This is a genomic window from Brucella haematophila (assembly GCF_005938105.1).
Classification (GTDB): Bacteria; Pseudomonadota; Alphaproteobacteria; order Rhizobiales; family Rhizobiaceae; genus Brucella; species Brucella haematophila.
In genome coordinates, this window is the sequence record NZ_VCPE01000006.1 from 99,279 (window position 1) to 122,116 (window position 22,838).

A 22,838-nucleotide genomic window follows, 5' to 3' on the forward strand; every position below is an offset into this window, starting at 1 on the left:
TGGCTTCGCTCCGCACCTCAGGATGACGGGGAAGCGTTGCAGTCCGTAAAGATAGGAACTTACGGCGTTAGGAGGCGGGCATGAATATCGAATTCGAACCGTTCCTCTCGACGCCGTGGCTCATCGGCATTCTCGTGCCGCTGGCATTGCTGGTTCTGGCAACTGTCGCCTTGCGCATGCGCGGCGGGTTGATCCGTCTTCTGGCCGCCGCAGCTCTTGCCTTGGCTCTCTTCAACCCGGTCGTGATCAATGAAGAGCGCGAGCCGCTGAAAAGCGTCGTCGCCGTCGTGGTGGACCGCAGCCAGAGCCAGGAACTCGGAAACCGCCGCGCCGACACTGACGCCGCATTGAAAGCTGTGCAGGATCAGCTTGCCACCATGCCGCAATTTGAAACGCGCGTGGTGGAAACCGGCAAGCCGGACGAAAACGAGGATGGCTATGCGACGCGGCTTTTCGGGCCGCTGGCGCGGGCGCTGCTCGACGTGCCGCCAACCCGTGTTGCGGGCGCGATCATGATCACCGACGGACAGGTGCATGATACGCCCGCCAACAAGAATGCGCTGGGCTTCGACGCGCCATTGCATGGGCTGGTGACAGGCAAGCCGGACGAATTCGACCGCCGTATCCGCTTCAACAAGGCCCCGCGCTACGGCATCAGCGGCAAGCCGCTGGAAATGTCGTTCACGGTCATCGATGAAGGCAAAAGCCTCGGCAGCCCTGCGCCGGTGGAAATCCGCGTCAATGGCGAGGCGGTTTCGCAGGAACAGGCGCAGGTGGGACAGGAAACATCTGTCACCATCACCTTGCCGCGCGCCGGTGTGAATATCGTTGAAATTGCCACGCCCGCAATTCCGGGTGAAGTGACTGACGCCAACAACCGTGCAGTTGCAACCGTCGACGGTATTCGCGAAAATCTGCGCGTGCTGCTCGTCTCGGGCGAGCCGCATAATGGCGAACGCACCTGGCGCAATCTGCTGAAATCCGACGCTGCCGTGGATCTCGTCCACTTCACCATTTTGCGCCCGCCGGAAAAGCAGGATGGCACGCCGATCAATGAATTGTCGCTGATCGCCTTCCCGACGCGTGAACTGTTCGTGGACAAGGTCAACGAGTTCGATCTCATTATTCTGGATCGCTACCAGCATCGCGACGTGCTGCCGCTGCTCTATTACGATTACATCGCGCAATATGTGGAAAATGGCGGCGCGCTGCTGGTCGCAGCCGGGCCGGAATATGCAGGCGAAATGTCGATTGCCCGCACGCCGCTCTATAACGCCCTGCCCGCCATGCCGACCGGAACGGTGACCGAAAAGGCGTTCTATCCGCGCCTGACCGATCTCGGCAAACGCCATCCGGTCACACGTGGCCTCGACGGCAGCGAACAGGAGCCGCCCCGTTGGAGTCGCTGGTTCCGTACCATCGATATTACCGCGCCGCAGGGCGAAACGGTGATGAGCGGTGCCGACAACAAGCCGCTTCTGGTGCTCAATCGCGTCGGGAAAGGCCGCGTCGGCATGTTCCTGTCCGATCAGGGCTGGCTATGGGCACGCGGCTTTGAAGGCGGCGGCCCCTATGCAGCGCTCTATCGGCGCATCGCTCACTGGCTGATGCAGGAACCGGAACTGGAAGAAGAAGCGCTCACCGCTGCAGGCAATGGCCGCACTTTGAGCATTCACCGTCAAACGATGGGCGATAATCCGGGCACCGCGACCGTCACAACGCCTGCTGGCAAGACGTTGCAGGTCAATCTCGCACAGAGCAAGCCGGGCCTGTTCGACGGTTCGCTGCAAACCGACGAGATTGGCGTCTTCCGGATCAGGAACGGCGATCTGGAAACATTGGCCCATGTCGGGCCCGTCGATGCACCGGAGTTTGGCGACAGCATTTCAACCGTAGATCGCCTGAAACCTATTGCCGAAGCGACCGGCGGTTCAGTCCATCGCGTGCGTGCAAGTGCCGACAGCGCCGTGCGGGTTCCGTCGATCACAGCAGTTGCCGCCAATCGCACAGCCAGCGGCAATGACTGGATCGGCCTGCGTGAAACCACCGATACGCAGCTCAAAAGCGTGAACCGTCTGCCGTTGTTCTCCGGCTTCCTGGCGCTCGCTGCCCTGCTCCTGGTCTTCGGCGGCATGTGGTATCGCGAAGGGCGGTAATCCGCCCTCGCGCACCTCACCCCTCATCCTGAGCAGGTGCGAAGCACCGTGTCGAAGGACGAGGCACGCGCTGGTTTCCCCTCTCCTTCGATCCTTCAAAAATCTCAGGATGATGCGCCGTCTTCGACGGCTCCTCAGGATGAGGGGAAAAGCAAACGTTCCCACAAATCAAAGATTAAACTGAAAATCAGGCCCGGTTGGCGTGACGCACAATGCCGCTGACGCCACTTGCGGCACCGGCTGTCAGTTCGCAGGCGAGCATCCGGCGCGGATCGACCGGCGCTGGCATAACCATGGAGCCGTGCGGCACCATCTTGAAGCCGAACGGACCATAATAAGGTTCGTCACCCACCAGAATGACCAGCTTGTGTCCCGCCTTCGTCGCCGCTTCCAGCGACTGGCGCATCAGTGTGCCGCCAATGCCCCGCTTCTTCCATTCAGGCCGCACGGCAAGCGGCCCCAGCAACAGTGCTGGCGTCTTGCCGATCACAACCGACGTCAGCCGCACGGAACCCACCACTATGCCACCCATAAGGGCAACGAAGGAAAGGCTCAGATCATGCGGGCCGCCTTCACGGATGAAATGGGCGGCACGGGTAAAGCGTCCCGGTCCGAAAGCCTCGGCATTGATGGCTTCGATTTCAATGTCGTGCGCCGGGCATTCCTGCGCGTAGGTCAGTTCAAGCTGCTGCATGGGCTTAAGATCACAATTGGAGACTTCAGGGACCGTCAGGTCAATGGAATGCATTCCGCGCTGGCAGTGCGGTCCAAGTTTCATCGTCGGATGAAAAGCATTTCCATTACGTGTCTCCCGGGCGATCGAACATTGGATGATCGCAAATTGGAACTCCCATTACACCAAATTGAGCAGAGGTAAAACCATTTTTTTCAAAATGGCAGTTTCAACTTCTCTTTTTGGCAACGTGACGCACTGTTTACGAGTTGAGATGCTGTAAATGCCGCCGTTTCGATCTATTTGTTCAACGCATTATCCCACGCAAAACCGCTTCGCACTTTTGCTGGAAATGCTTAGCTGCCAAAAGGAGAAATCACATGGGACTTCTGGTCGATGGCAAGTGGCAGGATGTCTGGTACGACACCAAGAGCACAAAAGGCCGCTTTGAACGCTCGAAATCGCAATTCCGTAACTGGGTAACCGCGGACGGCAGTGCCGGTCCGACTGGCGAAGGCGGTTTCAAGGCCGAGCCGGGTCGCTATCATCTCTATGTTTCCTATGCATGCCCATGGGCGCATCGCACGCTGATTTTCCGCGCGCTGAAGAAGCTGGAAGATGTCATCTCGGTTTCCGTCGTCGATTTTCTGATGGTGGAAGAAGGCTGGACCTTTTACGGCACCACCGGTAGCACCGGTGATGATTTGTACGGCTCCAAGCGCCTTTATGAAATCTATACGCGCGCCGATCCTAACTATTCCGGTCGCGTCACCGTGCCGGTCCTGTGGGACAAGCAGCGCCAGACGATCGTTTCCAACGAATCGTCAGAAATCATCCGCATGCTCAACACGGCCTTCAATGAATTCGGCGATGCGTCACTCGACTTTTATCCGGAAGCGCTGGCGGCTGAGATCGATGCGCTCAACGATTTCATCTATCCCAATATCAACAATGGCGTTTATCGCGCTGGCTTTGCCACAGAGCAGGATGCTTATGAAGAAGCGTTCAAGCAGTTGTTCGCCGCGCTCGACACATTGGAGGAGCGCCTGTCCCGCCAGAGTTATCTGACCGGCGACCGCCTGACGGAAGCGGATTGGCGTCTGTTCACGACGCTGTTGCGCTTCGACCCGGTCTATGTTGGCCATTTCAAATGCAATCTGCGCCGGATCGCCGATTATACGAACCTGTGGAACTATACGCGTGAGCTTTATCAAGTGCCGGGCGTGGCCTCGACGGTGAATATGGAACATATCAAGGGCCATTATTACCGCAGCCACAAGACGATCAACCCAACCGGCGTTGTACCCATGGGGCCGGAAATCGACTTCGCCGCCCCGCATGACAGGGATCGTTTTCCAAAGAGCTAACCCTCCCGACTGCGCTTTTCCTGCAACAGTGCGGCTTCTAATATCAGCACTCTCTCATTCTCTCGCGCCCCTTTGATCTCGATCAATGGGGCGCGAGGCAACGCAGTTCAGATTGGATGTATCCCCCAGGACGACACCCAAGACTGCACTGTGACTAAGGAGAGATTTGATGAACCGTTTTGCGAAAGGGCTGCTCGCAGCAACCGCGCTGACATTTGCCGCCCCGGCCGCCTTTGCTGCCGACACCGTGGTCGCCCAGCCAGCCTCTGAAATTCAGGCGGTGCCAGAAGCGCTTTCACCGTGGCAGATCCGCGTGCGCGCCCTTGGGGTGATTGCGGAAAACAAGGGCCATGTGAATGGTGTTCCCGGTTCCGACCTCGACTATTCGAAGTCGATCACACCGGAACTCGATATTACCTATTACTTCACCGACAATATCGCTGCCGAACTCATTCTCGGCACGACCTATGCCAATATCAACGGCGCAGGCTCCATCAGCAGTCTGGGCAAGGTCGGCAAGACCTGGATTCTGCCGCCCACCCTGACCCTGCAATATCACTTCACCAATTTCGGCGCGTTCAAGCCTTATGTTGGTGCAGGCGTCAATTACACCATCTTCTACAATCAGGATGCAGGCAGCGCCGACTATCTGAAGGTCAAGAACACGTTTGGCGGCGCGCTCCAGTTCGGTGTCGACTACATGATCGACGAACATTGGGGCCTGAACTTCGACGTGAAGAAGCTGTTCCTCGAACCAAAGTTCGACGTCACAGTCGGCGGACAGGAACTGAGCGGCAAAGCCAAGCTCAATCCGTGGCTGATCGGCACCGGTATCACCTACCGTTTCTAATTTGAGACTATTTTAAAGGGCGCATCCTGCGCCCTTTATACCAAAGTATTACAGAGTATCTCCAGCCGGCGTTAAACAAAACCGCCGGGCACAAGTGGTATTACCACATCGGCAGCGGCTCCAGATCATACAGGGCTTCCTGCAAACGCCGCTTGGTTGAAGCTGTGGTCCCTTCCGGAAGATCGTCGAGCGGAAAGAAACCGCTCTCGGCAATTTCTCTATCCGGCATCTTCGGCGCAAGTTGTTCAAAAGAACGGCATACGTAGAGCGCGACATGATCCCGTGGCGAAGCATGGGCATTCTTGTAAAGCGCAAGAAGTTGGGGACGGCCTTTCAGGACAATATTACCCTCTTCCCGCAGTTCTTTTTCTAGCGCCTGCTGAAAAGTCTCCCCACTATCTACACCGCCGCCCGGTAACTGCCATCCCGGCACGTAAGTATGTCTTACTAAAAAAACAGAGTTAATCTTTTCATCATACACAATTGCCCTTACCCCAAGTGTCATGGGGCGCCGCAAAAGAAAATATGAATGAAATATAAAATGACGAAAGCGCATTCCGACTCTCCAGCAAACATTATATGCAGTTATCAATGCAGCAATCGCATCAACAAAAAGTCGCTAAACACGGTTTCTATTTTAGAAATTATCCAGTAAACGGGCCTTATGTTTCGCCTCGCTCACATCTCCGATATCCACCTTTCGCCACTGCCGCGTGTGAGATATCGCGAATTGGCCTCGAAGCGTATCACCGGTTATATCAACTGGCTGCGCAACCGCAAGGGTGCAATGCATGGGACGGTACTCGATAAACTTGTAGCCGATATGCTGGCGCAAGCGCCCAATCACATTGCCGTCACTGGCGATCTGGTCAATCTGGCTCTCAATCTGGAAATAGATATCGCCGCCGACTGGCTGTCGAAACTGGGTAACCCGGATGACGTCTCGGTCGTGCCCGGCAATCACGATGCCTATGTTCCGGGCGCGCTCGACCGGTCCTGCCGCAAATGGGAACCGTGGATGCGAGGCGATGGCATCGACAACAAGGGCAAGCGCCCGCAGTTTCCGTATATGCGTGTGCGCGATGATGTTGCGATGATCGGCGTTTCGTCAGCCCGCGCCACGGCACCTTTCATGGCAAGCGGCGACTTCCGCTCCGCGCAAGCCAAACGACTCGCCGCCACACTTGATGAGGCAGGTGCACGTGGGCTTTTCCGGGTGGTGATGATCCATCATCCGCCGATCCACGGTGCAACGCCGACGCACAAGCGGCTTTATGGCATCCGCCGTTTTCAAAAGGTCATCCGCAAGCATGGCGCGGAGCTGGTCATTCACGGCCACACGCATCTGGCGACGAAATATGAAATCGATGGACCGAACGGCAACGTGCCGGTGATCTGCGTCCCGTCGGCCAGCCAGAACTATGGCGGCCACAAGCCGCCTGCCCGCTACAATCTCTTCAACATCGACCGTAAGCCGGATGGCGGCTGGCATTGCCTGTGGGAACAGCACGGCATCGAAGATGCAAGCGAGCGCATTTTCAAGATATCCGAGCAGGAACTGTACAAATGAAAAAGGCGGCACAGCGTGCCGCCTTTTTTGTTCAATAGTCTGCGCAATTACTGACCGATCACCCGGTTGGCCGCCGATACGATGGCTTCCAGCGATGCGCTGACGATATTGTCGTTGATGCCGGCACCGAACAGCTTGCCGCCCGGATGCGCCATTTCAACATAGGAAATAGCCGATGCATCCGAACCCTGCTGGAGCGAATGTTCGGAATAATCCACGACCGACATCTTCACGCCGAGATATTTGGACAGCGCGTCAACAAAGCCGTCAATCGGACCGGTACCCTTGCCTTCGATATTCTTGGTCACACCGTTATCGGTGATTTCGGCGGTGAGAATGCGGCGACCCTTCTGTTCTGGATCCGGGATGGTGTGGTGATCCACGAACTTGATGCGGGCATTCGGCTGCGTCACATAGAGCTTCTGGAACTCTTCGTGAATGCGCTTGGACGGCAATTCCTTGCCTTCGTCGTCGGTGATCTGCTGGATGATTTCGCGGAACTCGACCTGCAGATTGCGCGGCAGGTTCAAGCCGTAATCGGCCTGCAGGATATAGGCGATGCCGCCCTTGCCCGACTGCGAATTGATGCGGATGATCGCTTCGTAGGAGCGGCCAACGTCCTGCGGGTCAATCGGCAGATAAGGCACTTCCCAAACCGGCGAATTGGCCGACTTGCGCGCCTTCATCCCCTTGTTGATCGCATCCTGATGCGAGCCGGAGAAAGCGGTATAGACCAGCTCGCCGACATAGGGGTGACGCTCTGCGATCTTCAGCTGGTTCGAATATTCATAGACATCCTTCATGCGATTGATGTCCGTGCAATCCAGCTCGGGATCGATGCCCTGCGTGTACATGTTCAGCGCCAGCGTCACCACGTCCACATTGCCGGTGCGTTCGCCATTGCCAAACAAGGTGCCTTCTACACGATCGGCACCGGCCATCAGGCCCAGTTCCGTCGCAGCGATGCCCGTACCGCGGTCATTATGCGGGTGCAACGAAATGATCAGGTTTTCGCGATTGTCGAGATTGCGGCACATCCATTCGATCTGGTCGGCATAGACATTCGGCGTGTTCATTTCCACCGTAGACGGCAGATTGACGATCAGCTTGTTGTCCGCCGTCGGCTTCACGATCTCGATGACCGCATTGCAGATTTCCAGCGCCACATCCAGCTCGGTGCCGGTAAAGCTTTCCGGCGAATACTGGAAGCGATAGCCGCCACCTGCTTTGGCTGCCATATCCATGATCATCTTGGCCGCATCGGTCGCGATCTGCTTGATCCCGCCAACATCCTTGGCGAAAACCACGCGGCGCTGCAATTCACTGGTGGAATTGTAGAAGTGGATGATCGGCGTCTTTGCGCCTTCCAAAGCTTCGAACGTACGGGTGATCAGTTCAGGACGGCACTGCACCAGCACCTGCAAATCCAGCTCGTCCGGCACATTGCCCTGTTCAATCGCCCAGCGACAGAAGTCGAAATCCGTCTGCGAGGCCGACGGGAAACCAATTTCGATTTCCGGGAAACCCATATCGACCAGCAAGCGGAACATGCGCTCCTTGCGGTCGTGACCCATCGGGTCGATCAAAGCCTGATTGCCGTCGCGCAGATCGACCGAGCACCATATCGGTGCCTTTTCGATGCGCTTGGATGGCCAGGTGCGGTCATCGAGCTTGGGAGCCGGGAATGGCGAATATTTGGTGGCTGCATCCCGCATGCCTTTACGGTCGGCGTCGGCGACGGATTGCGGCGTAATAACGGACTGGTTCATTTCTCGTTTCCTCCCGGCTTCTGGACGGCATTAAAGCCCGTCAAGCACGGATATTCATGATCGATTATAAGGGTTTTCTGAAAAGGAGCACAGGCCAGCGGGACCGTTTTCGACCGCCGGACGCTCCTTCAACGAGCCCGGCGATCGCCGCTAAGGCCGAGGGTAAGAAGCGAGTTGAGAACGCAAACATCGACGCGCGCGCCAGTGGCGGCAGCCGAATGTCCCAGAGATGTTGCGTTCTTCGTCATCATGGCCAAGCTTTTACACGCGCGATTTGACCGATGCAAGATGCATTTACGCCAGTTGCTTCGGTCAGCACGGTATTTCAATCAGGCAAATGGCACAGCACTTGTACCCAAAGGCAATTTCGCCTCGTCTTCCGGTTCAACATGGATGACGACGCGGGCGCTGCCGATCTGTTCTTTCAGCGCATCTTCAATGCGGTCGCAGATCACATGCGCATCGCCGACGCTCATTTCGGCTGCCACAACCAGATGAAACTCGATGAAGGTGACGCGCCCGGCAATGCGGGTTTTCAGGTCGTGCACCTCAATGGCGCCTGCTGCATTGGACGAAATGACATCGCGAATGCGCATTTCCTCGGCAGGCTCGACGCCGATATCCATCAAGCCCTGCACCGACGAGTTGATCACGTGCCAGCCCTGCCACAGAATATTCAGCGCCACGACAATAGCGAGCAGCGGATCGAGGATTGCCCAGCCAGTAACGACAGCACCCACCAGACCGACCAGCACGCCCAGCGACGTAAATACGTCGGTCATGATGTGCTTGCCGTCGGCTTCCAGCGCCGGAGACCGTGCCGCGCGCCCGGTACGGATCAGGAGCGTAGCCCAGACGCCATTGATGACAGCGGCCACCGTATTGATGCCGAGGCCAAGCCATGGTTCTTCAAGCTGGCGCGGGGTCTGCAAGGCAAACCAAGCCTCGCGGAAGATCAGCAGCGCCGCGACAGTAATCAGCACGCCTTCGACAACGGCCGAGATATATTCCGCCTTGTGATGACCGAACGGGTGATTTTCATCGGCGGGCTTATAGCTCACGCTGATCGCCCACCAGGCGCCCACTGCCGCGATGACATTGACGATGGATTCGAGCGCATCGGAATAGAGCGCTACGGAGCCGGTGAGCATATAAGCCACGTATTTCAGCCCCATCACCCCAAAGGCAATGGGAATCGACCATGCGGCCAGCCGCCGAACTCTTGCACTCGCGTCCATGACGAACCTTTGATTTATCTAATTACTGCCCGAGACAGGCCCAAAAACCGGACCTTGATCAATTCAGGCTCATGCATATTGGGCTCATGCGCACCGGCTTTGGCCTGAAATAAGATTTCAGAGCCGGTCAGTCCTATGCAACTGCATTTTTGAAACCGCTCTATACCCCAGAACAATCGAAGTTCGTACCCCTGTTTTTTCAGTTATCGCATTTAATTTTTCCTGCAAATGCAAGGCATTACAGTTGCAAATGCGTTGCCAGAGCAAGCAGTGAAAACGTGCAGCCGAAATCCCAAAACAAAACCGGCCGCAGGGTGACTGCGACCGGCTGGATATTAACGCGATGAAGCGCCTTTTCAGTAGTTGCTGCGGCGCGCTTTTTTGTGTTTGCCCGCCAGATGCGTCACCACATTCTCGATCATCCGCATACCGGCATTATGACCGAGCGTCATGATCGATTCTGGGTGGAACTGAACAGCCGCCACCGGCTCCTTCTTATGTTCGAAAGCCATGATCACACCGTCTTCGGTTTCCGCCGTGACGAGGAAATCATCCGGCAGACGTTCCGGATCGGCAAAGATCGAATGGTAGCGTCCAACGGTCACTTCCTTCGGCAGACCGGAGAAAATGCGTTCCGGCTTCGACACGCGAATGCGCGACGGCTTGCCGTGCATCGGAATGCGCAACTGGCGCAACGTGCCGCCATAGGCTTCTGCCAGAGCCTGAAGGCCGAGACAGACGCCGAAGATCGGCAGTTCGCGCTTGCGCGCCTTGTCGATGGTTGCCTTGCAGTCGAAATCCTGCGGCGAACCTGGCCCCGGCGAAAGCACCACGAGATCAGGATTGACGCGGTCGAAAATATCGTCGGCAACCGGCGAGCGCACCGTCGAAACCGTTGCACCCGTCTGGCGGAAATAATTGGCCAGCGTATGCACGAAGGAATCTTCGTGATCCACGAGCAGGACCGAGATACCCTCGCCCACCTTGGCGGCCACACGTTCTTCAGCAACATGATTGCTCTTCTGCGCCTCACGCACAGCCGCGATCATCGCCGAAGCCTTCAGCTCGGTTTCCGCCTCTTCCTCTTCCGGGTTGGAATCAAACAGCAGCGTTGCACCGGCGCGGATTTCAGCCACGCCATCCTTGATGCGGATAGTGCGCAGGGTGAGACCTGTATTCATGTCGCCGTTGAAATGCATCATGCCGATGGCGCCGCCATACCATGCACGCGGGCTGCGCTCGTTTTCCTCAAGGAAACGCATCGCCCACAATTTCGGCGCGCCGGTCACCGTCACAGCCCATGCATGGCTGAGGAAACCATCGAAAGCATCCATGCCGTCGCGCAGGCGACCTTCAATGTGATCGACCGTATGGATCAGGCGCGAATACATTTCGATCTGGCGGCGACCGATCACCCGCACCGAACCCGGCTCGCAGACCCGGCTCTTGTCGTTGCGGTCGACATCCGAACACATGGTCAGTTCGGATTCGTCCTTCTTGGAATTGAGCAGCTTCAGGATCTGCTCCGAATCCGAAATCGCATCCTCGCCGCGCTTGATCGTGCCCGAGATCGGGCAGGTTTCGATGCGGCGGCCATTGACGCGCACGAACATTTCCGGCGATGCGCCAACCAGATATTCGTTCTCGCCCAGATTGATGAAGAAGGAATATGGCGACGGGTTGATCGTCTTCAGGCGACGGAAGATTTCCGACGGTGCGGTGTGGCAACGCTCATAGAAGGTCTGACCCGGCACGACCTCGAACAGATCGCCGCGCTTGAAGCTATCCTTGGCGCGCTCGACCAGCTTGGCATATTCGCCCGGATTATGATCGCCACGCGGCAATGTACGTTCCGAAGGCTTGAACGCCTCGGCAGGCGTTGCCCGTGCAAGACCATGCGTCGAGGAACCGCCGCAGGTGAATTCATAACGATCGACCCAGGCGCGTGCTGCATAGTGGTCGGCGACGAAGATCTCGTCGGGAATGAACAGCACCAGATCGCGCTGGGTTTCCGGGCGCTTGAGCTTGTACTGGATCGGGTCAAACTGGAACGCCAGATCGTAACCGAAGGCACCGTAAAGGCCGAGATTGGCATCTTCTTCCGAGAAGAACAGCCCGACAATGGCGCGCAGCACCGTGAACACCGAAGGCATGCGCGAACGCTCTTCTTCAGTAAACGTGCCAGTCGGCTCCGCAATGGTCAGCTCGATGCAGTCTTGCGTGGACGTATCCACCGTCACTTCGGCCAAGGCCTGCACGGTATCGAGAATGGGGCGCAGCAGGATGACGCCACGGGCGTTCAGGGCTTCGATGCGCATCGTGCGCTGGCGCGAGGTGATCACCACCGGCGGATCGACGATTGCCGTATCCCATCGCGTATAACGGCCCGGATATTCGTAGTTGGACGAGAACACCGCACCGCGTCTTTCATTGAGCACATCGATATAGGTTTCGATGGCGCCCTTATACGCAGTGAGATGGCGCACGCGCTCGACGACAATGCCGCCAGCCGTTTCGTGCTGAAATATCTCGCTATCCGCTATCTTCGCATTCATGGTCGGCTAATCCCAATTGCTTTCGTTTTCGAATAATTCCGGGCTTCGGTCCCATTCGGGCAGCCAAACAAAAAGGCCGCCCGGATAATCCCAGCGGCCCTGTCTCCTGAACGCATATGCGCAAACGCCTGCGTGGCCGCTTTTAGCGAGCCCACCACCAACCGTTGATGCGAATGTGCGAAATGTTCATGGGCGCTAGTGTTAGCGCTCTGCCCAGCACCTTGCAACCGGAAAATTGCGGCTCCGCATTTTTCGCTGCAAGGCACGATACCGGCCCCGATGAGCCGACCCTGTCATTGTTGTCAGGCCTGTACCTGTCAGAATTATGCTAACTCTTCGGAACGGAAAAAGAAAAGTCCGGACACCACAGAAGGTCCGGACTTTTCCCTGTCCTTAATGAGGACATACAGACAAGGAAGCGGGGTGCCTTGCCTGATCACAACGAGGCTCCTCGCCCCCCAAATGACTAAATTTATACGTGTAATAAGACTTTCAGTATGGCCAACCACTACCATGGGTTGTATGCCCTTGGCAACTAGTAATTGATTCGGGGCCGCCTGTTCGTATTTGGGACAGGCGGCACCAGTCCCCGCAAATTTGTCAGCCTTCTGAACAAGTTTCGTCTTGCGCCCAGCGCGGATTTCAGATTCATTCCCGTGACTTAATTCAGAATGAACGCATGAAGAAAAGAGTCGCCGCAAACAGGCGACCAGTTGGGGACACACGCATGAAGAACCTTGATGCCATGGACAGGAACATCCTACAGGCCCTTCAGGAGAACGGGCGCCTGACCAATACCGAGCTTGCCGATCGCATCAATCTCTCGCAGACAGCGACTGCGGAACGCGTCAAGCGCCTGACCCGGGAAGGCTATATTCTGGGCTATTCGGCGCGGCTATCACCCAAGATGCTCGACCGCGCCATGCTGGTTTTCATCGAGATCAAACTCGACCGCACGACGCCGGAAGTCTTCGAGACCTTCGCGACTTTCACGCGCAACAATCCAGACGTTCTCGAATGCCATATGGTGGCAGGCGGCTTCGACTATCTCGTCAAGGCCCGCGTTTCCGACATGGATCATTATCGCCGTTTCCTGTCGGAAGCGCTTCTTTCTCTGCCGGGCGTGCGGGAATCGCACACCTATGCCGTCATGGAAGAAGTCAAGGAAACCGCGCATATCGCGGTATAAAAGGCCTCTCATGGCCATCGCCACGCTGACAGGAACCTTCCTGTTCCAGCAATGAATGCTTGCCAGAATTCATTTGCGGGTATATACCCGCATTATGGCACATTCTTGTTTCTGCATCCTTCTGCGTCAGGCATCGCGTAAAACCTCGGCCATCTATGACGAGGCATTGGCGCCGCTTGGCATCAATGTCGCACAGTTCAGCCTGCTGCGCCGGCTTGACCGCGCGGGAACGCTGTCTATCACCGAACTGGCGCGCACGGCGGAGCTTGATCGCTCCACGATGGGGCGCAACGCCAAGGTGTTGCAGCGCATGGGACTGGTTGAACCCGGCCAGGGTGAAGACCATCGCGAAACCAATATCAGATTGACCGACACAGGCCGGGAGCTTCTCGCCCGTGGCGGTCCGCTCTGGGATAAAGCCCAGGAAGAAATCGAAGAAAAACTTGGAAATGACGGGGTCGAACAGTTGCAGGCGCTGCTTCAGGCACTCTGAAGCCCAGCCGGACGCGATCCCCAAACTGAACTGACTTGACTGGAAACAATGACGGAGCGCGCTTCTGCGGCTACGCGCAAAGAAGCTCGCCTTCCTATCCGTGGCCATTTTTGTAAAAATGGTCCTAACCGAAAGCGCTCAAGATGATATCTGCCCGCCTCGCACGCGTTCTCGAACAGAGAAACATCCATTACGGATGGGTTGTCGCCGCCATCACCTTCCTGACCATGCTGGCAACGGCTGCTGCCATGGGTTCGGCAGGCATATTGATCGAACCGCTCCAGCGCGAATTCGGCTGGACCAACGCCGATATCTCGTTTGCCATGGCGCTTCGTCTGGTTCTGTTCGGCCTGATGGGACCGTTTGCGGCCGCCTTCATGAACCAGTTCGGCCTGCGCCGCGTTGTGACCGCAGCGCTGATCCTGATCGCCAGCGGCCTGCTCGGCTCCATCTTCATGACGGAGGAATGGCAGATGGTGGGCCTCTGGGGCGTCGTGATCGGTGTCGGCACCGGCATGACCGCGCTCGTGCTGGGTGCAACGGTTGCCGCCCGCTGGTTTGAAAAGCGCCGTGGCCTTGTGGTCGGCATGATGACCGCCAGCAATGCCACCGGCCAGCTGGTATTCATGCCGATCCTCGCCAGTGTCAGCCAGACCATTGGCTGGCGCACGTCGCTCACCATCGTCATCGGATTCCTGACCGTTGCGCTGTTGCTGGTTCTCGCCTTGATGCGCGATCACCCGGCAGATATCGGCCTGAAGCCCTATGGCCGCACGGCTCCGCTGCCAGCACCTGAACCGAAGAAGAGCTTTGGCGCCATGCTTGCCTCGCCGCTGGTGACCCTGCGTGAAGCGTCTTCGACCTCCACTTTCTGGGTGCTGTTCCTGACCTTCTTCGTCTGCGGTTTCTCGACCAACGGCCTCATCCAGACCCACTGGATCACGCTTTGCGGTGACTACGGCATCGCGCCGGTCGGCGCAGCCGGTATCCTCGCGGTCATCGGCGCATTCGACCTGATCGGCACGATCATGTCCGGCTGGCTGTCCGACCGCTTCGACAATCGCTGGCTGTTGTTCTGGTTCTATGCGTTGCGCGGCCTGTCGCTGATCTATCTGACCTTCACAGACTTCTCGGTTTATGAACTGGCGCTGTTCGCCGTCTTCTACGGTCTGGACTGGGTCGCAACCGTACCACCGACAGTGAAGCTTGCAGCCGAACGTTTCGGCCCGGAAAAGGCCGGCCTGGTCTTTGGCTGGGTGTTCACCGGCCACCAGATCGGCGCTGCTGCTGCCGCCGGTTTTGCGGGCTTCGTCCGCACCGACTACGACAGCTATACGCCAGCGCTCGTTCTGGCTGGCGCCATGTGTCTTGCTGCGGCGGCGATGGTATTCATCATCAACCGCCCTGCCCCGCGCGTCGTTCTGCAGGCTTCATGACGCGACCGGCTTCTTGCCCTTCCTGTTCAGTGCCAGCACACCGACACTGATCAGGAGGGCGGCGAGCGTGTCGGCCAAGCCCGGCACTTCGCCAAGCAGGACAAGGGCAAGAACCAGCGTAATGACGGGGATCAGCGCCGAAAGTGCAGCCCCTGCCGCCGTCCCCAGCAGCACTACGGCACGGTTGAAGGCAAAGACGCCGAAGGCCGATGTGAGAACGCCCTGATAAAACCCTTGCAGGGTGATGTCGCCCCAGGATGTTGCACCAACCCCCTTGGGCAGAAAAAGCGCATAGATCGGCAGATAGAACAGGGCCGAGGCGACCGCTGAAATCGCCGTCGCATGCAGCCCGTCCATCCCCTTGCTGCGAAACACCATGACATAGATCGCCCAGATGAGCGCCGCTGCAAAGAAGGCGATGTGTCCGATCATTTCCTGCCCACCCAGTTGCGACAGCCCGGCGATCAACATGCTGCCGATCAGGATCAGACCCACCCCGAGCCAGCGCGACAATGCAAGACGTTCTCCCAGAAGCACCACGCCCAGAATGGCCACGAGCACCGTCATGATGCCCGGAATGAGCGCTGCCGCATGGGATGCCGGGGCAAATTGCAGACCATAGGCGGTCATCAGGGCATAGGGTGCGCCTGCGCCGGAAACCAGCAGCACAAAGCCCGGCAGCCCAAGCTGCCGAAAGCCAAAGCCCTTCAGGACAACGACCGGCAACAGCACCAGCCCCGCCACACCAAAACGCAAAGCGATGATGTCGAAAGGCGTAAGCGCGGTCTTGAACCCGAAACGCGTCAGAACGAACGATCCGGACCATACCAGAACCCCGGAAAGCCCCCAGGCCAGACCGCGTATGGTATCGGATGTCGAAAGTGTCGGATTGTTGTCGGCAATGGCGGTCATGTGTGCTCGCTGCGGGATAATCGAAGAAGAGCCGGACTATTGCACTCTTCCCCGTGACGGACACCACGGATAAGCGAGATATGAGATATTAGAGTTTCTTATGCCGCTTTGCTTTTGGCATCCTGCGCCACATCGCAGAACCGTTCGACCAGATGTCGGACCCGGCTGTCAGCCCGAAAAACGATATAGACAGTGCGAAAGGTCGGCGGATTGAGGCGAAGCGCCCGCAATCCGTGCAGGTCCGCACCCGGCAGGCTGATCTCCGATAAAAGCGTGGTGCCAATACCATGCCGCACCATTTCCAGCACGGTGGCCACATCACGGGTGCGTACCTGCTCGCTGCAGGTTTTACCATCGCCATGAATGATACGGTCGATGATCATCTCACAACCTGCGGCGGCAATCAGCTGGCGATCCCGCAGGGTTTCGACGGCGACCCTGTCGTGCCGCATGAATGGATCGTCGCTGCGTCCCACCACAACAAGCTCCTCCTGACCGATGTCGCACGCTTCCAGCTCCGGCGCGGGCAGCGAGGTTATGCCAAGATCGGCAATGCCGTCCCGCACCCACTGGCTCACGACATCATGTCCGCCCTCGAACGCGCTGAGTTCAATACCCGGATAGAGCCGCTGAAAAACTTTCCGCAAACCGGGCAAAACATATTCGAGCTGGCTTGGAATGGCCGCGATACGGAGCCGTTCGGGGCCCGCTGAAGCACTGCTTCGCGCTTGCAGCTCTATCCGGTCCACCGCCGCAAGAGCGGTCCTGGCATCATCGAGGATCGACTGGCCAAAGGCGGTCAGGGTTGCGCCGTCACGTTTGCGCGCCAGCACATCAAGGCCCAGTATCTTTTCCAGCGTCGCAATCGCCTGACTGGCTCCTGATTGCGTCAGACCCAGCTGGCGCGCCGCGGCACCAACGCTGCCGGTTTCGGCGACAGCTTGCAGCAGACGTAACTGGACCAGACTGATCTTCATCGCTTTGGTTCCAACTCAATCTCTCAACAAGGCATCGCCCCAGTCGGCACGGCGCGCCCAGCGGAACAGGTCCCCGTCGCGCTTGGTCAGCAGGCGTTCTTCCGCGCTGCCGTCATCCTTGCAGAGTTTAACCGAAACTTTGCCGCCGCCAACTCTCGTCGGGGCAACGACCCGCGCTTCAACGGCATCGGACGGTTCACGCACGGCGGCGAGATAGATAAACTTCTCATCCTCCCACGGCACTTCCGCATCCTTGGTCATGCGGTGAATGCGCGAACGGGCAACGCGGCGCGAGAAATGGCACCAGTCCGGTGCGACCAGCGGGCAGTCCAGCTGATGCGGGCAAGGCGCGGCAATCGTTGCACCCAGCCCGATCAGCGCCGTGCGTGCATCTAGAATGCGCTGCCAGCCCGCAGGCGTGCCCGGCTCGACAATCACGAACATCTGCCGCGCGGACGCCCAAAGCTGCGCAACCAGCTTGCGCCGGTCATCAGGGGCCAGTTCATCCAGCACATAGGCAATGGTGACGAGATCGGCTTGCGGAAAATCGAGCTTTTCCTTCACCACATCACCGGCGCGCCAGTCGAGCGATGCCAGACCGCTCTGTGTGGCCAGACTGCTACCCACGGCGCGGATGGCCGGGCTTGCTTCGATCATCGTGGCGTTTTCAAGCGATGGCCAGCATCCACGGGCTGCCCAAAGCGCTGTACCTGGCCCAGCGCCAACATCCAGCATCGATTGCGGCGCGAAATCCGGGCAAACTTCCGCAGCACTGTCGAGGCTTGCGCGGACTGCCGCATAAGTGGCAGGCAACCGCGCCGCAAGATAGGCTTTCGCGGCCAGATCGTCGGAAATATGCAGGCGACCGTCCCGCGTCTCGGCGCGATAGCGGCGCGACAGAAGATCGGAGGCGCGCTTGAGATCGGCCAATGCCACGCCCTCAAGCGCGGCATCCACCGCCTGTCGCAAAATCGGAGGCAGTTCCATTGCCCGTCAGCGCTCCAGAACCTGCTTCACGTCGACCAGATTGGAACGGACGCGCAGGATATAGAAGCCCATCGTGGTCAGATGCGACGGTGTAAACCACGCATCCGGGCTGCCGTTGGAAACGATGAAAGGCTGCATGTCGAGCGCCGAGCGCATCTGCTTTTCCATCTCGTCCCACACGCCGTCGAGGTGCTTTTCAGCCAGCACGCCGCGGAAATCGGAATGCGCCGAGCGGAGCAGGCCGTAATAGGCGTAGAGCTGACCATAGGCGAACCAGAAGCGGTCATCCGCACGGGTATCGAACCAGCCATTATGATAGTTTTCCGCGCGGTCCTTGAGGATCGCCGAGGTGGAACCCAGATCGCTGGCGATACGGTCGACAAACTGGATCAGATTGTCGGCGCGGGCATCAAACGTGGCCTGACAGTTTTCAAGGCGCGTATTGAACGAACGCAGATCCTTGATTGCCGAACGATAATAGCTTGGCGTCGGGGTCTTCGGACCGAACGGGCTCAGACCGAAATACCAGGAATCCTCGGCAAACTGCAAATTGCCACGCGCCTTTTGCAGATCGCCATCGATCTGCGATGTGCCGCGCAGACGGCCGATATTGTCCACCAGTTCAATCGCCGTACGACGCACGGCGGCATTGATACCACGCTGGAACGAGGCCTTGTTGTCGAGGAACGGCGTGCGATCCCAGTCGAGACCGAAGAAACCGGCCTTGTAGAGCAGCATGGAGGAAATCCACGCATTCTGGTTCACATTGAAATCGGTGAGGTCTGCGGCAACCTCGGCAATCGCCGAACGCGAGCACTTGCGCGCCGTTGACGGAATTTGTGCCGCCTGAACCGGCTGTTCAGTTTGCGGCGTTTCGGAAGACGGCTGGTCATTGCCCGATCCGGTCGCGGTCCCGGTGGATGGTGCCGGTTCCGGGGCTTGTGCTGGCGCGGCGGGTGCGGACTGCGAACTTAATTCCTCGCCGGGCGTCTTGGCGGTCTGATAGCTATACTTTGCCGGATAGTCCGGATCGAAATTGGTCCAGACCTGAGTCTGCCAGATAAAATAGATATAGAGCGCGGCGAGACCGACCACGACGACGCCAATTATGGCTTTCCACAATATTCCGAACTTAAGATAAAGCCGCCACAAAGCGGCCAGCGGAATGGCTATCAGCCGGGCCAGACCCGCAATCATACGACCTAGGAAGGAGAAAACGGCCCGCACTGCATTCCACACTATCGATCATCCTTCATTTGGCCCGCAATTCCGGGGCTTCGAACCATTTTCGCTCACGCGCCGATCCATCCGCAAAGAACGTCGTTTCCCGAAAAGGCGTGAGCAAGAAACGTTGTTCCCTTTCAAATAGAGTGCGCTTGTCTTTTCGACAACCGGGATCGCTCATCCAACTGATTTTATCCGGCATTTTGGCGTGGCAGGGTTGAAACCGGGGGGCCGATCCGTAACATGGCGCAACTTCGAGCCGTTCCAGAAAAAGTGCGGGATATTTTTCATTCTCATCACGACAAAAGAGACAGACGTCGCAATCGAGAATATTTTCGCCGCTGTGGTACTTGAACGGCGCAATCTTTGGTGTTTGCTAAAGCCGGAACCGGAAAAATAAGCAAACCGTCAAAACGGCCCGGAAATGGAGAGAACAATGAAACTGACCTATACGCTTGCCTTTGCTGCGCTTGCCACGGGAACGGCAATGCTTGCAGCACCCGGCGCCAGCTTTGCGGAAGAACCGAAAAGCTGCTCGACGGTGCGCTTCTCCGATGTCGGCTGGACCGACATCACGTCGACAACTGCGGTTGCGACCGAAATTCTCAAAGGCCTCGGCTACAAGACCGATATCAAGGTTCTTTCCGTGCCGGTGACCTATGCGTCGCTGAGCAAGAAGGACATTGATGTCTTCCTCGGCTACTGGAACCCTTCCATGAGCGCCGATCTCAAGCCTTATCTGGATGACAAGAGCGTCGAGACGCTGCGCACCAATCTGACCGGCGCGAAATACACGCTTGCCGTGCCGACATATGCCGCCAATGAAGGCCTCAAGGACTTCAAAGATATTGCAACCTTCAAGGACAAGCTCGGCGGCAAGATTTACGGCATCGAGCCGGGCAATGACGGCAATCGTCTGATCCTCGACATGATCAACAAGGACGCCTTCGGCCTGAAGTCGTTCGAACTGGCGGAATCCTCCGAACAGGGCATGCTTGCGCAGGTCGCGCGCGCCGTCAAAAGCAAGGAGCCGATCGTGTTCCTTGCCTGGGAACCACATCCGATGAACAAGCGCTTCGAGATCACCTATCTCACCGGCGGCGATGACTTCTTCGGCCCGAATCTCGGCGGCGCCAAGGTCGAGACCAATGTGCGCAAGGGCTACACGCAGGAATGCCCGAATGTTGGCAAGTTCCTGACCAATCTTGAATTCAACCTCGATCTCGAAAACGAGATCATGGGCAAGATTCTCGATGACGGTCAGGAGCCTGCAAAGGCGGCAACCGACTGGCTCAAGGCAAATCCGGCTGTGCTCGACACGTGGCTCGCCGGCGTGACGACCGTTGACGGCAAGGAAGGTCTGCCTGCTGTCAAATCGGCCCTCGGCCTCTGACGCGCAGCACTCGCAGGCCGCGGCTAAACCCGCGGCCTCGTTATTTGCGGGTAGCCGTATCCTTTCCATCAAAAAACGCAGCAGGAGACTTCATCGTTGAACTGGCTGACGGACTATAAAATCCCGGTTGGACCGACTGCAAAAACGGTCGTGGACTGGCTGACGAACAATATGGGCGGCTTTTTCGATCTGCTGGCAGCAGTCATGCAAAGCATGATCGACGCCCTGCTCTTCGTCCTGAAACTGCCCCATCCCCTGCTCCTGATCGCCATATTCGCGGTGATTGCCTGGTTTATCCAGCGGCGCATTTCTGTGGTCGTTCTGACGGTCCTGGGCTTTCTGTTCATTCTCAATCAGGGTTACTGGGACCGGACGCTGGAAACGCTGACGCTGGTGCTTTCATCCTGCGTTCTCTGCATGGCCATCGGCGTTCCGCTCGGCATTGCCGCAGCCCATCGCCCCACCCTTTATGCCGCCATGCGCCCCGTGCTCGATTTGATGCAGACGCTGCCAACCTTCGTCTATCTGATCCCGGCCATTGTATTCTTCGGCATCGGCATGGTGCCCGGCCTGCTTGCCACGGCCATTTTCGTTCTGCCCGCGCCGGTGCGCCTGACGCATCTTGGCGTTTCATCCACCCCCTCCTCGCTGATCGAGGCAGGTGAAGCCTTCGGCGCTTCGCGATCCCAGCTTCTCTGGAAGATCGAACTGCCCTATGCCATGCCGCAAATTCTGGCGGGCCTGACCCAGACGATCATGCTGTCGCTTTCGATGGTGGTCATCGCGGCCCTTGTCGGTGCCGACGGCCTTGGCGTTCCAGTCGTTCGCGCGCTGAACTCCGTCAACACCGCGCTCGGCTTCGAGGCAGGCCTTGTCATCGTCGTGGTCGCCATCGTGCTCGACCGCATCTTCCGCGCTGGCAGGGAAAAATAGCATGACCCCGAAAAGTGGGAACCGGTTTTCGGTTCGAATCATGCTCAAACAAAAGTCAGGAGATTGCGGATGACCATTATCGCACTCGAAGACGTCTGCATCATTTTCGGCAAGAACACGGACAATGCGCTGGCGCTGGCCGATGGCGGCGCAACGCGATCCAAGATTCAGGCCGAAACCGGTCATGTGCTTGGCGTCCATAATTGCACGCTCGACATTGAAGAAGGCGAAATCCTTGTTCTGATGGGCCTGTCCGGTTCCGGCAAGTCCACGCTGTTGCGCGCCATCAACCGGCTCAACCCGATCTCGCGCGGTCGCGTCACGGTGCAGGACGGCGACCGTGGCATCGATGTCGGCAAAGCGGATCGCAACACGCTTCGCCATTTGCGCACCGAACTCGTTTCGATGGTGTTCCAGCAATTTGGTCTGCTGCCGTGGCGCACCGTCGAGGAGAATGTGGCCTTCGGGCTGGAAATCTCCGGCATGGGCAAGGAAGAACGCATCAACAAGGCCCGCCAGCAGCTTGAACTGGTCGGCCTTCAGGACTGGGCCAAGCGCAAGGTCGGCGAACTCTCCGGCGGTATGCAGCAGCGTGTCGGCCTCGCCCGCGCCTTTGCCACCGGCGCGCCAATCCTGCTGATGGACGAGCCGTTCTCGGCATTGGATCCTCTGATCCGCACAAGGTTGCAGGACGAACTTCTGGCCTTCCAGTCGCGACTGAAGAAAACCATCGTTTTTGTGAGCCACGATCTCGATGAAGCCATGAAAATCGGCAATCGCATCGCGATCATGGAAGGCGGACGCATCGTGCAATGCGGAACGCCGCAGCAAATCCTGTTGCAGCCCGCCGATCAGTATGTCGCCGATTTCGTCGCGCATATGAACCCGCTCGGCGTGCTGCGCGCAGGCGATATCATGACGCCGTTCGACCGTAACGCCGCCCCGCGCCCCTTTGCGGCAACGGCACGCCGTGAAACGCTGGTGCGTGAACTGATGAATGCCGTTGCCGACAGTAACGGCGATGTCGGCATTGTCGAGAATGGAAACATCGTCGGCAAGGTTGCGGCAGACGATATCGTCCGGGCACTCGCCTGGCACCAGCAACGCGCTGGGTAA

Annotated in this window: 19 protein-coding genes; 10 read left to right on the forward strand and 9 right to left on the reverse strand. The window is 58.0% G+C overall.

Going from position 1 to position 22,838, the window contains the following annotated elements; translation table 11 throughout:
• Positions 1 to 80: 80 nt before the first annotated feature.
• Entirely contained in the window at positions 81 to 2,156 is a 2,076-nt protein-coding gene (locus tag FGI60_RS11390) for a hypothetical protein (RefSeq protein WP_138785273.1), read from the forward strand.
• Positions 2,157 to 2,343: 187 nt separating this feature from the next.
• Here FGI60_RS11390 and FGI60_RS11395 read toward each other — a convergent pair whose 3' ends face one another.
• Entirely contained in the window at positions 2,344 to 2,850 is a 507-nt protein-coding gene (locus tag FGI60_RS11395; RefSeq protein ID WP_138785274.1) for a GNAT family N-acetyltransferase, read from the reverse strand.
• Between the two features lie 359 nt (positions 2,851 to 3,209).
• Between FGI60_RS11395 and FGI60_RS11400 the strand changes: the two genes are divergently transcribed.
• Together FGI60_RS11400 and FGI60_RS11405 are read left to right on the forward strand one after the other, a co-directional pair.
• Positions 3,210 to 4,196: a glutathione S-transferase family protein gene (locus FGI60_RS11400; protein ID WP_138785275.1), complete on the forward strand. Its 987-nt coding sequence runs from the start codon at positions 3,210 to 3,212 to the stop codon at positions 4,194 to 4,196.
• 169 nt (positions 4,197 to 4,365) lie between these two features.
• Entirely contained in the window at positions 4,366 to 5,046 is a 681-nt protein-coding gene (locus FGI60_RS11405; protein WP_138785276.1) for an OmpW/AlkL family protein, read from the forward strand.
• 100 nt (positions 5,047 to 5,146) lie between these two features.
• Here FGI60_RS11405 and FGI60_RS11410 read toward each other — a convergent pair whose 3' ends face one another.
• On the reverse strand, positions 5,147 to 5,602 hold the full coding sequence (locus FGI60_RS11410) for an NUDIX domain-containing protein (RefSeq protein ID WP_138785277.1): 456 nt from the start codon (positions 5,600 to 5,602) through the stop codon (positions 5,147 to 5,149).
• Positions 5,603 to 5,710: 108 nt separating this feature from the next.
• Between FGI60_RS11410 and FGI60_RS11415 the strand changes: the two genes are divergently transcribed.
• Positions 5,711 to 6,616, forward strand: coding sequence for a metallophosphoesterase family protein (locus FGI60_RS11415; RefSeq protein ID WP_138785278.1), 906 nt, complete (start codon positions 5,711 to 5,713; stop codon positions 6,614 to 6,616).
• Positions 6,617 to 6,663: 47 nt separating this feature from the next.
• Here FGI60_RS11415 and leuA read toward each other — a convergent pair whose 3' ends face one another.
• The 3 genes from leuA to FGI60_RS11430 all read right to left on the reverse strand — a co-directional run bounded on the left by leuA (position 6,664) and on the right by FGI60_RS11430 (position 12,178).
• Positions 6,664 to 8,385 (reverse strand): 2-isopropylmalate synthase, encoded by a 1,722-nt coding sequence (leuA, locus tag FGI60_RS11420; RefSeq protein WP_138785279.1) that lies wholly within the window; start codon positions 8,383 to 8,385, stop codon positions 6,664 to 6,666.
• Positions 8,386 to 8,714: 329 nt separating this feature from the next.
• Positions 8,715 to 9,623 (reverse strand): cation diffusion facilitator family transporter, encoded by a 909-nt coding sequence (locus tag FGI60_RS11425; protein ID WP_138785280.1) that lies wholly within the window; start codon positions 9,621 to 9,623, stop codon positions 8,715 to 8,717.
• A gap of 356 nt (positions 9,624 to 9,979) precedes the next feature.
• Positions 9,980 to 12,178 (reverse strand): anthranilate synthase component I, encoded by a 2,199-nt coding sequence (locus FGI60_RS11430; RefSeq protein ID WP_138785281.1) that lies wholly within the window; start codon positions 12,176 to 12,178, stop codon positions 9,980 to 9,982.
• A gap of 727 nt (positions 12,179 to 12,905) precedes the next feature.
• On the opposite strand from FGI60_RS11430, the gene FGI60_RS11435 reads away from it, so the two are divergent.
• The 3 genes from FGI60_RS11435 to FGI60_RS11445 all read left to right on the forward strand — a co-directional run bounded on the left by FGI60_RS11435 (position 12,906) and on the right by FGI60_RS11445 (position 15,296).
• Complete coding sequence (locus FGI60_RS11435; RefSeq protein WP_078338776.1) at positions 12,906 to 13,367, forward strand: Lrp/AsnC ligand binding domain-containing protein; 462 nt, start codon at positions 12,906 to 12,908, stop codon at positions 13,365 to 13,367.
• Positions 13,368 to 13,461: 94 nt separating this feature from the next.
• The gene (locus tag FGI60_RS11440; protein ID WP_138785282.1) at positions 13,462 to 13,860 is read left to right on the forward strand and encodes a MarR family winged helix-turn-helix transcriptional regulator; all 399 of its coding nucleotides are present in this window, start codon (positions 13,462 to 13,464) and stop codon (positions 13,858 to 13,860) included.
• A 143-nt stretch (positions 13,861 to 14,003) separates the two neighbouring features.
• A complete protein-coding gene (locus FGI60_RS11445; RefSeq protein WP_138785283.1) occupies positions 14,004 to 15,296 on the forward strand; it encodes an MFS transporter in 1,293 nt (430 codons plus the stop codon).
• Here FGI60_RS11445 and FGI60_RS11450 read toward each other — a convergent pair.
• From FGI60_RS11450 to FGI60_RS11465, 4 genes are all read right to left on the reverse strand, one after another.
• Positions 15,291 to 16,208: a DMT family transporter gene (locus FGI60_RS11450; protein WP_138785284.1), complete on the reverse strand. Its 918-nt coding sequence runs from the start codon at positions 16,206 to 16,208 to the stop codon at positions 15,291 to 15,293. The genes FGI60_RS11445 and FGI60_RS11450 overlap by 6 nt on opposite strands.
• 98 nt (positions 16,209 to 16,306) lie before the next feature.
• Positions 16,307 to 17,185: a LysR family transcriptional regulator gene (locus tag FGI60_RS11455; RefSeq protein ID WP_138785285.1), complete on the reverse strand. Its 879-nt coding sequence runs from the start codon at positions 17,183 to 17,185 to the stop codon at positions 16,307 to 16,309.
• 15 nt (positions 17,186 to 17,200) lie between these two features.
• Complete coding sequence (locus FGI60_RS11460) at positions 17,201 to 18,172, reverse strand: small ribosomal subunit Rsm22 family protein (protein WP_138785286.1); 972 nt, start codon at positions 18,170 to 18,172, stop codon at positions 17,201 to 17,203.
• Between the two features lie 6 nt (positions 18,173 to 18,178).
• The gene (locus FGI60_RS11465) at positions 18,179 to 19,369 is read right to left on the reverse strand and encodes a DUF2333 family protein (protein WP_138785450.1); all 1,191 of its coding nucleotides are present in this window, start codon (positions 19,367 to 19,369) and stop codon (positions 18,179 to 18,181) included.
• 451 nt (positions 19,370 to 19,820) lie between these two features.
• On the opposite strand from FGI60_RS11465, the gene FGI60_RS11470 reads away from it, so the two are divergent.
• From FGI60_RS11470 to choV, 3 genes are all read left to right on the forward strand, one after another.
• Entirely contained in the window at positions 19,821 to 20,789 is a 969-nt protein-coding gene (locus tag FGI60_RS11470) for a choline ABC transporter substrate-binding protein (protein ID WP_138785287.1), read from the forward strand.
• 96 nt (positions 20,790 to 20,885) lie between these two features.
• Entirely contained in the window at positions 20,886 to 21,722 is an 837-nt protein-coding gene (gene choW / locus FGI60_RS11475) for a choline ABC transporter permease subunit (RefSeq protein WP_138785288.1), read from the forward strand.
• 69 nt (positions 21,723 to 21,791) lie between these two features.
• Positions 21,792 to 22,838, forward strand: coding sequence for a choline ABC transporter ATP-binding protein (choV, locus tag FGI60_RS11480; RefSeq protein WP_138785289.1), 1,047 nt, complete (start codon positions 21,792 to 21,794; stop codon positions 22,836 to 22,838).

What these genes read in the sequence shown, in the direction of transcription:
- FGI60_RS11440 (WP_138785282.1), top strand. Translation starts at nt 13,462, where the DNA reads ATGGCACATTCTTGTTTCTGCATCCTTCTGCGTCAGGCATCGCGTAAA.
- FGI60_RS11410 (WP_138785277.1), bottom strand. Translation starts at nt 5,602, where the DNA reads ATGCGCTTTCGTCATTTTATATTTCATTCATATTTTCTTTTGCGGCGC.
- FGI60_RS11415 (WP_138785278.1), top strand. Translation starts at nt 5,711, where the DNA reads ATGTTTCGCCTCGCTCACATCTCCGATATCCACCTTTCGCCACTGCCG.
- FGI60_RS11460 (WP_138785286.1), bottom strand. Translation starts at nt 18,172, where the DNA reads ATGGAACTGCCTCCGATTTTGCGACAGGCGGTGGATGCCGCGCTTGAG.
- FGI60_RS11405 (WP_138785276.1), top strand. Translation starts at nt 4,366, where the DNA reads ATGAACCGTTTTGCGAAAGGGCTGCTCGCAGCAACCGCGCTGACATTT.
- FGI60_RS11470 (WP_138785287.1), top strand. Translation starts at nt 19,821, where the DNA reads ATGGAGAGAACAATGAAACTGACCTATACGCTTGCCTTTGCTGCGCTT.
- FGI60_RS11400 (WP_138785275.1), top strand. Translation starts at nt 3,210, where the DNA reads ATGGGACTTCTGGTCGATGGCAAGTGGCAGGATGTCTGGTACGACACC.
- choV (WP_138785289.1), top strand. Translation starts at nt 21,792, where the DNA reads ATGACCATTATCGCACTCGAAGACGTCTGCATCATTTTCGGCAAGAAC.
- FGI60_RS11395 (WP_138785274.1), bottom strand. Translation starts at nt 2,850, where the DNA reads ATGCAGCAGCTTGAACTGACCTACGCGCAGGAATGCCCGGCGCACGAC.
- FGI60_RS11455 (WP_138785285.1), bottom strand. Translation starts at nt 17,185, where the DNA reads ATGAAGATCAGTCTGGTCCAGTTACGTCTGCTGCAAGCTGTCGCCGAA.
- FGI60_RS11425 (WP_138785280.1), bottom strand. Translation starts at nt 9,623, where the DNA reads ATGGACGCGAGTGCAAGAGTTCGGCGGCTGGCCGCATGGTCGATTCCC.
- FGI60_RS11465 (WP_138785450.1), bottom strand. Translation starts at nt 19,369, where the DNA reads ATGATTGCGGGTCTGGCCCGGCTGATAGCCATTCCGCTGGCCGCTTTG.
- FGI60_RS11435 (WP_078338776.1), top strand. Translation starts at nt 12,906, where the DNA reads ATGAAGAACCTTGATGCCATGGACAGGAACATCCTACAGGCCCTTCAG.
- FGI60_RS11445 (WP_138785283.1), top strand. Translation starts at nt 14,004, where the DNA reads ATGATATCTGCCCGCCTCGCACGCGTTCTCGAACAGAGAAACATCCAT.
- FGI60_RS11450 (WP_138785284.1), bottom strand. Translation starts at nt 16,208, where the DNA reads ATGACCGCCATTGCCGACAACAATCCGACACTTTCGACATCCGATACC.
- FGI60_RS11430 (WP_138785281.1), bottom strand. Translation starts at nt 12,178, where the DNA reads ATGAATGCGAAGATAGCGGATAGCGAGATATTTCAGCACGAAACGGCT.
- leuA (WP_138785279.1), bottom strand. Translation starts at nt 8,385, where the DNA reads ATGAACCAGTCCGTTATTACGCCGCAATCCGTCGCCGACGCCGACCGT.
- FGI60_RS11390 (WP_138785273.1), top strand. Translation starts at nt 81, where the DNA reads ATGAATATCGAATTCGAACCGTTCCTCTCGACGCCGTGGCTCATCGGC.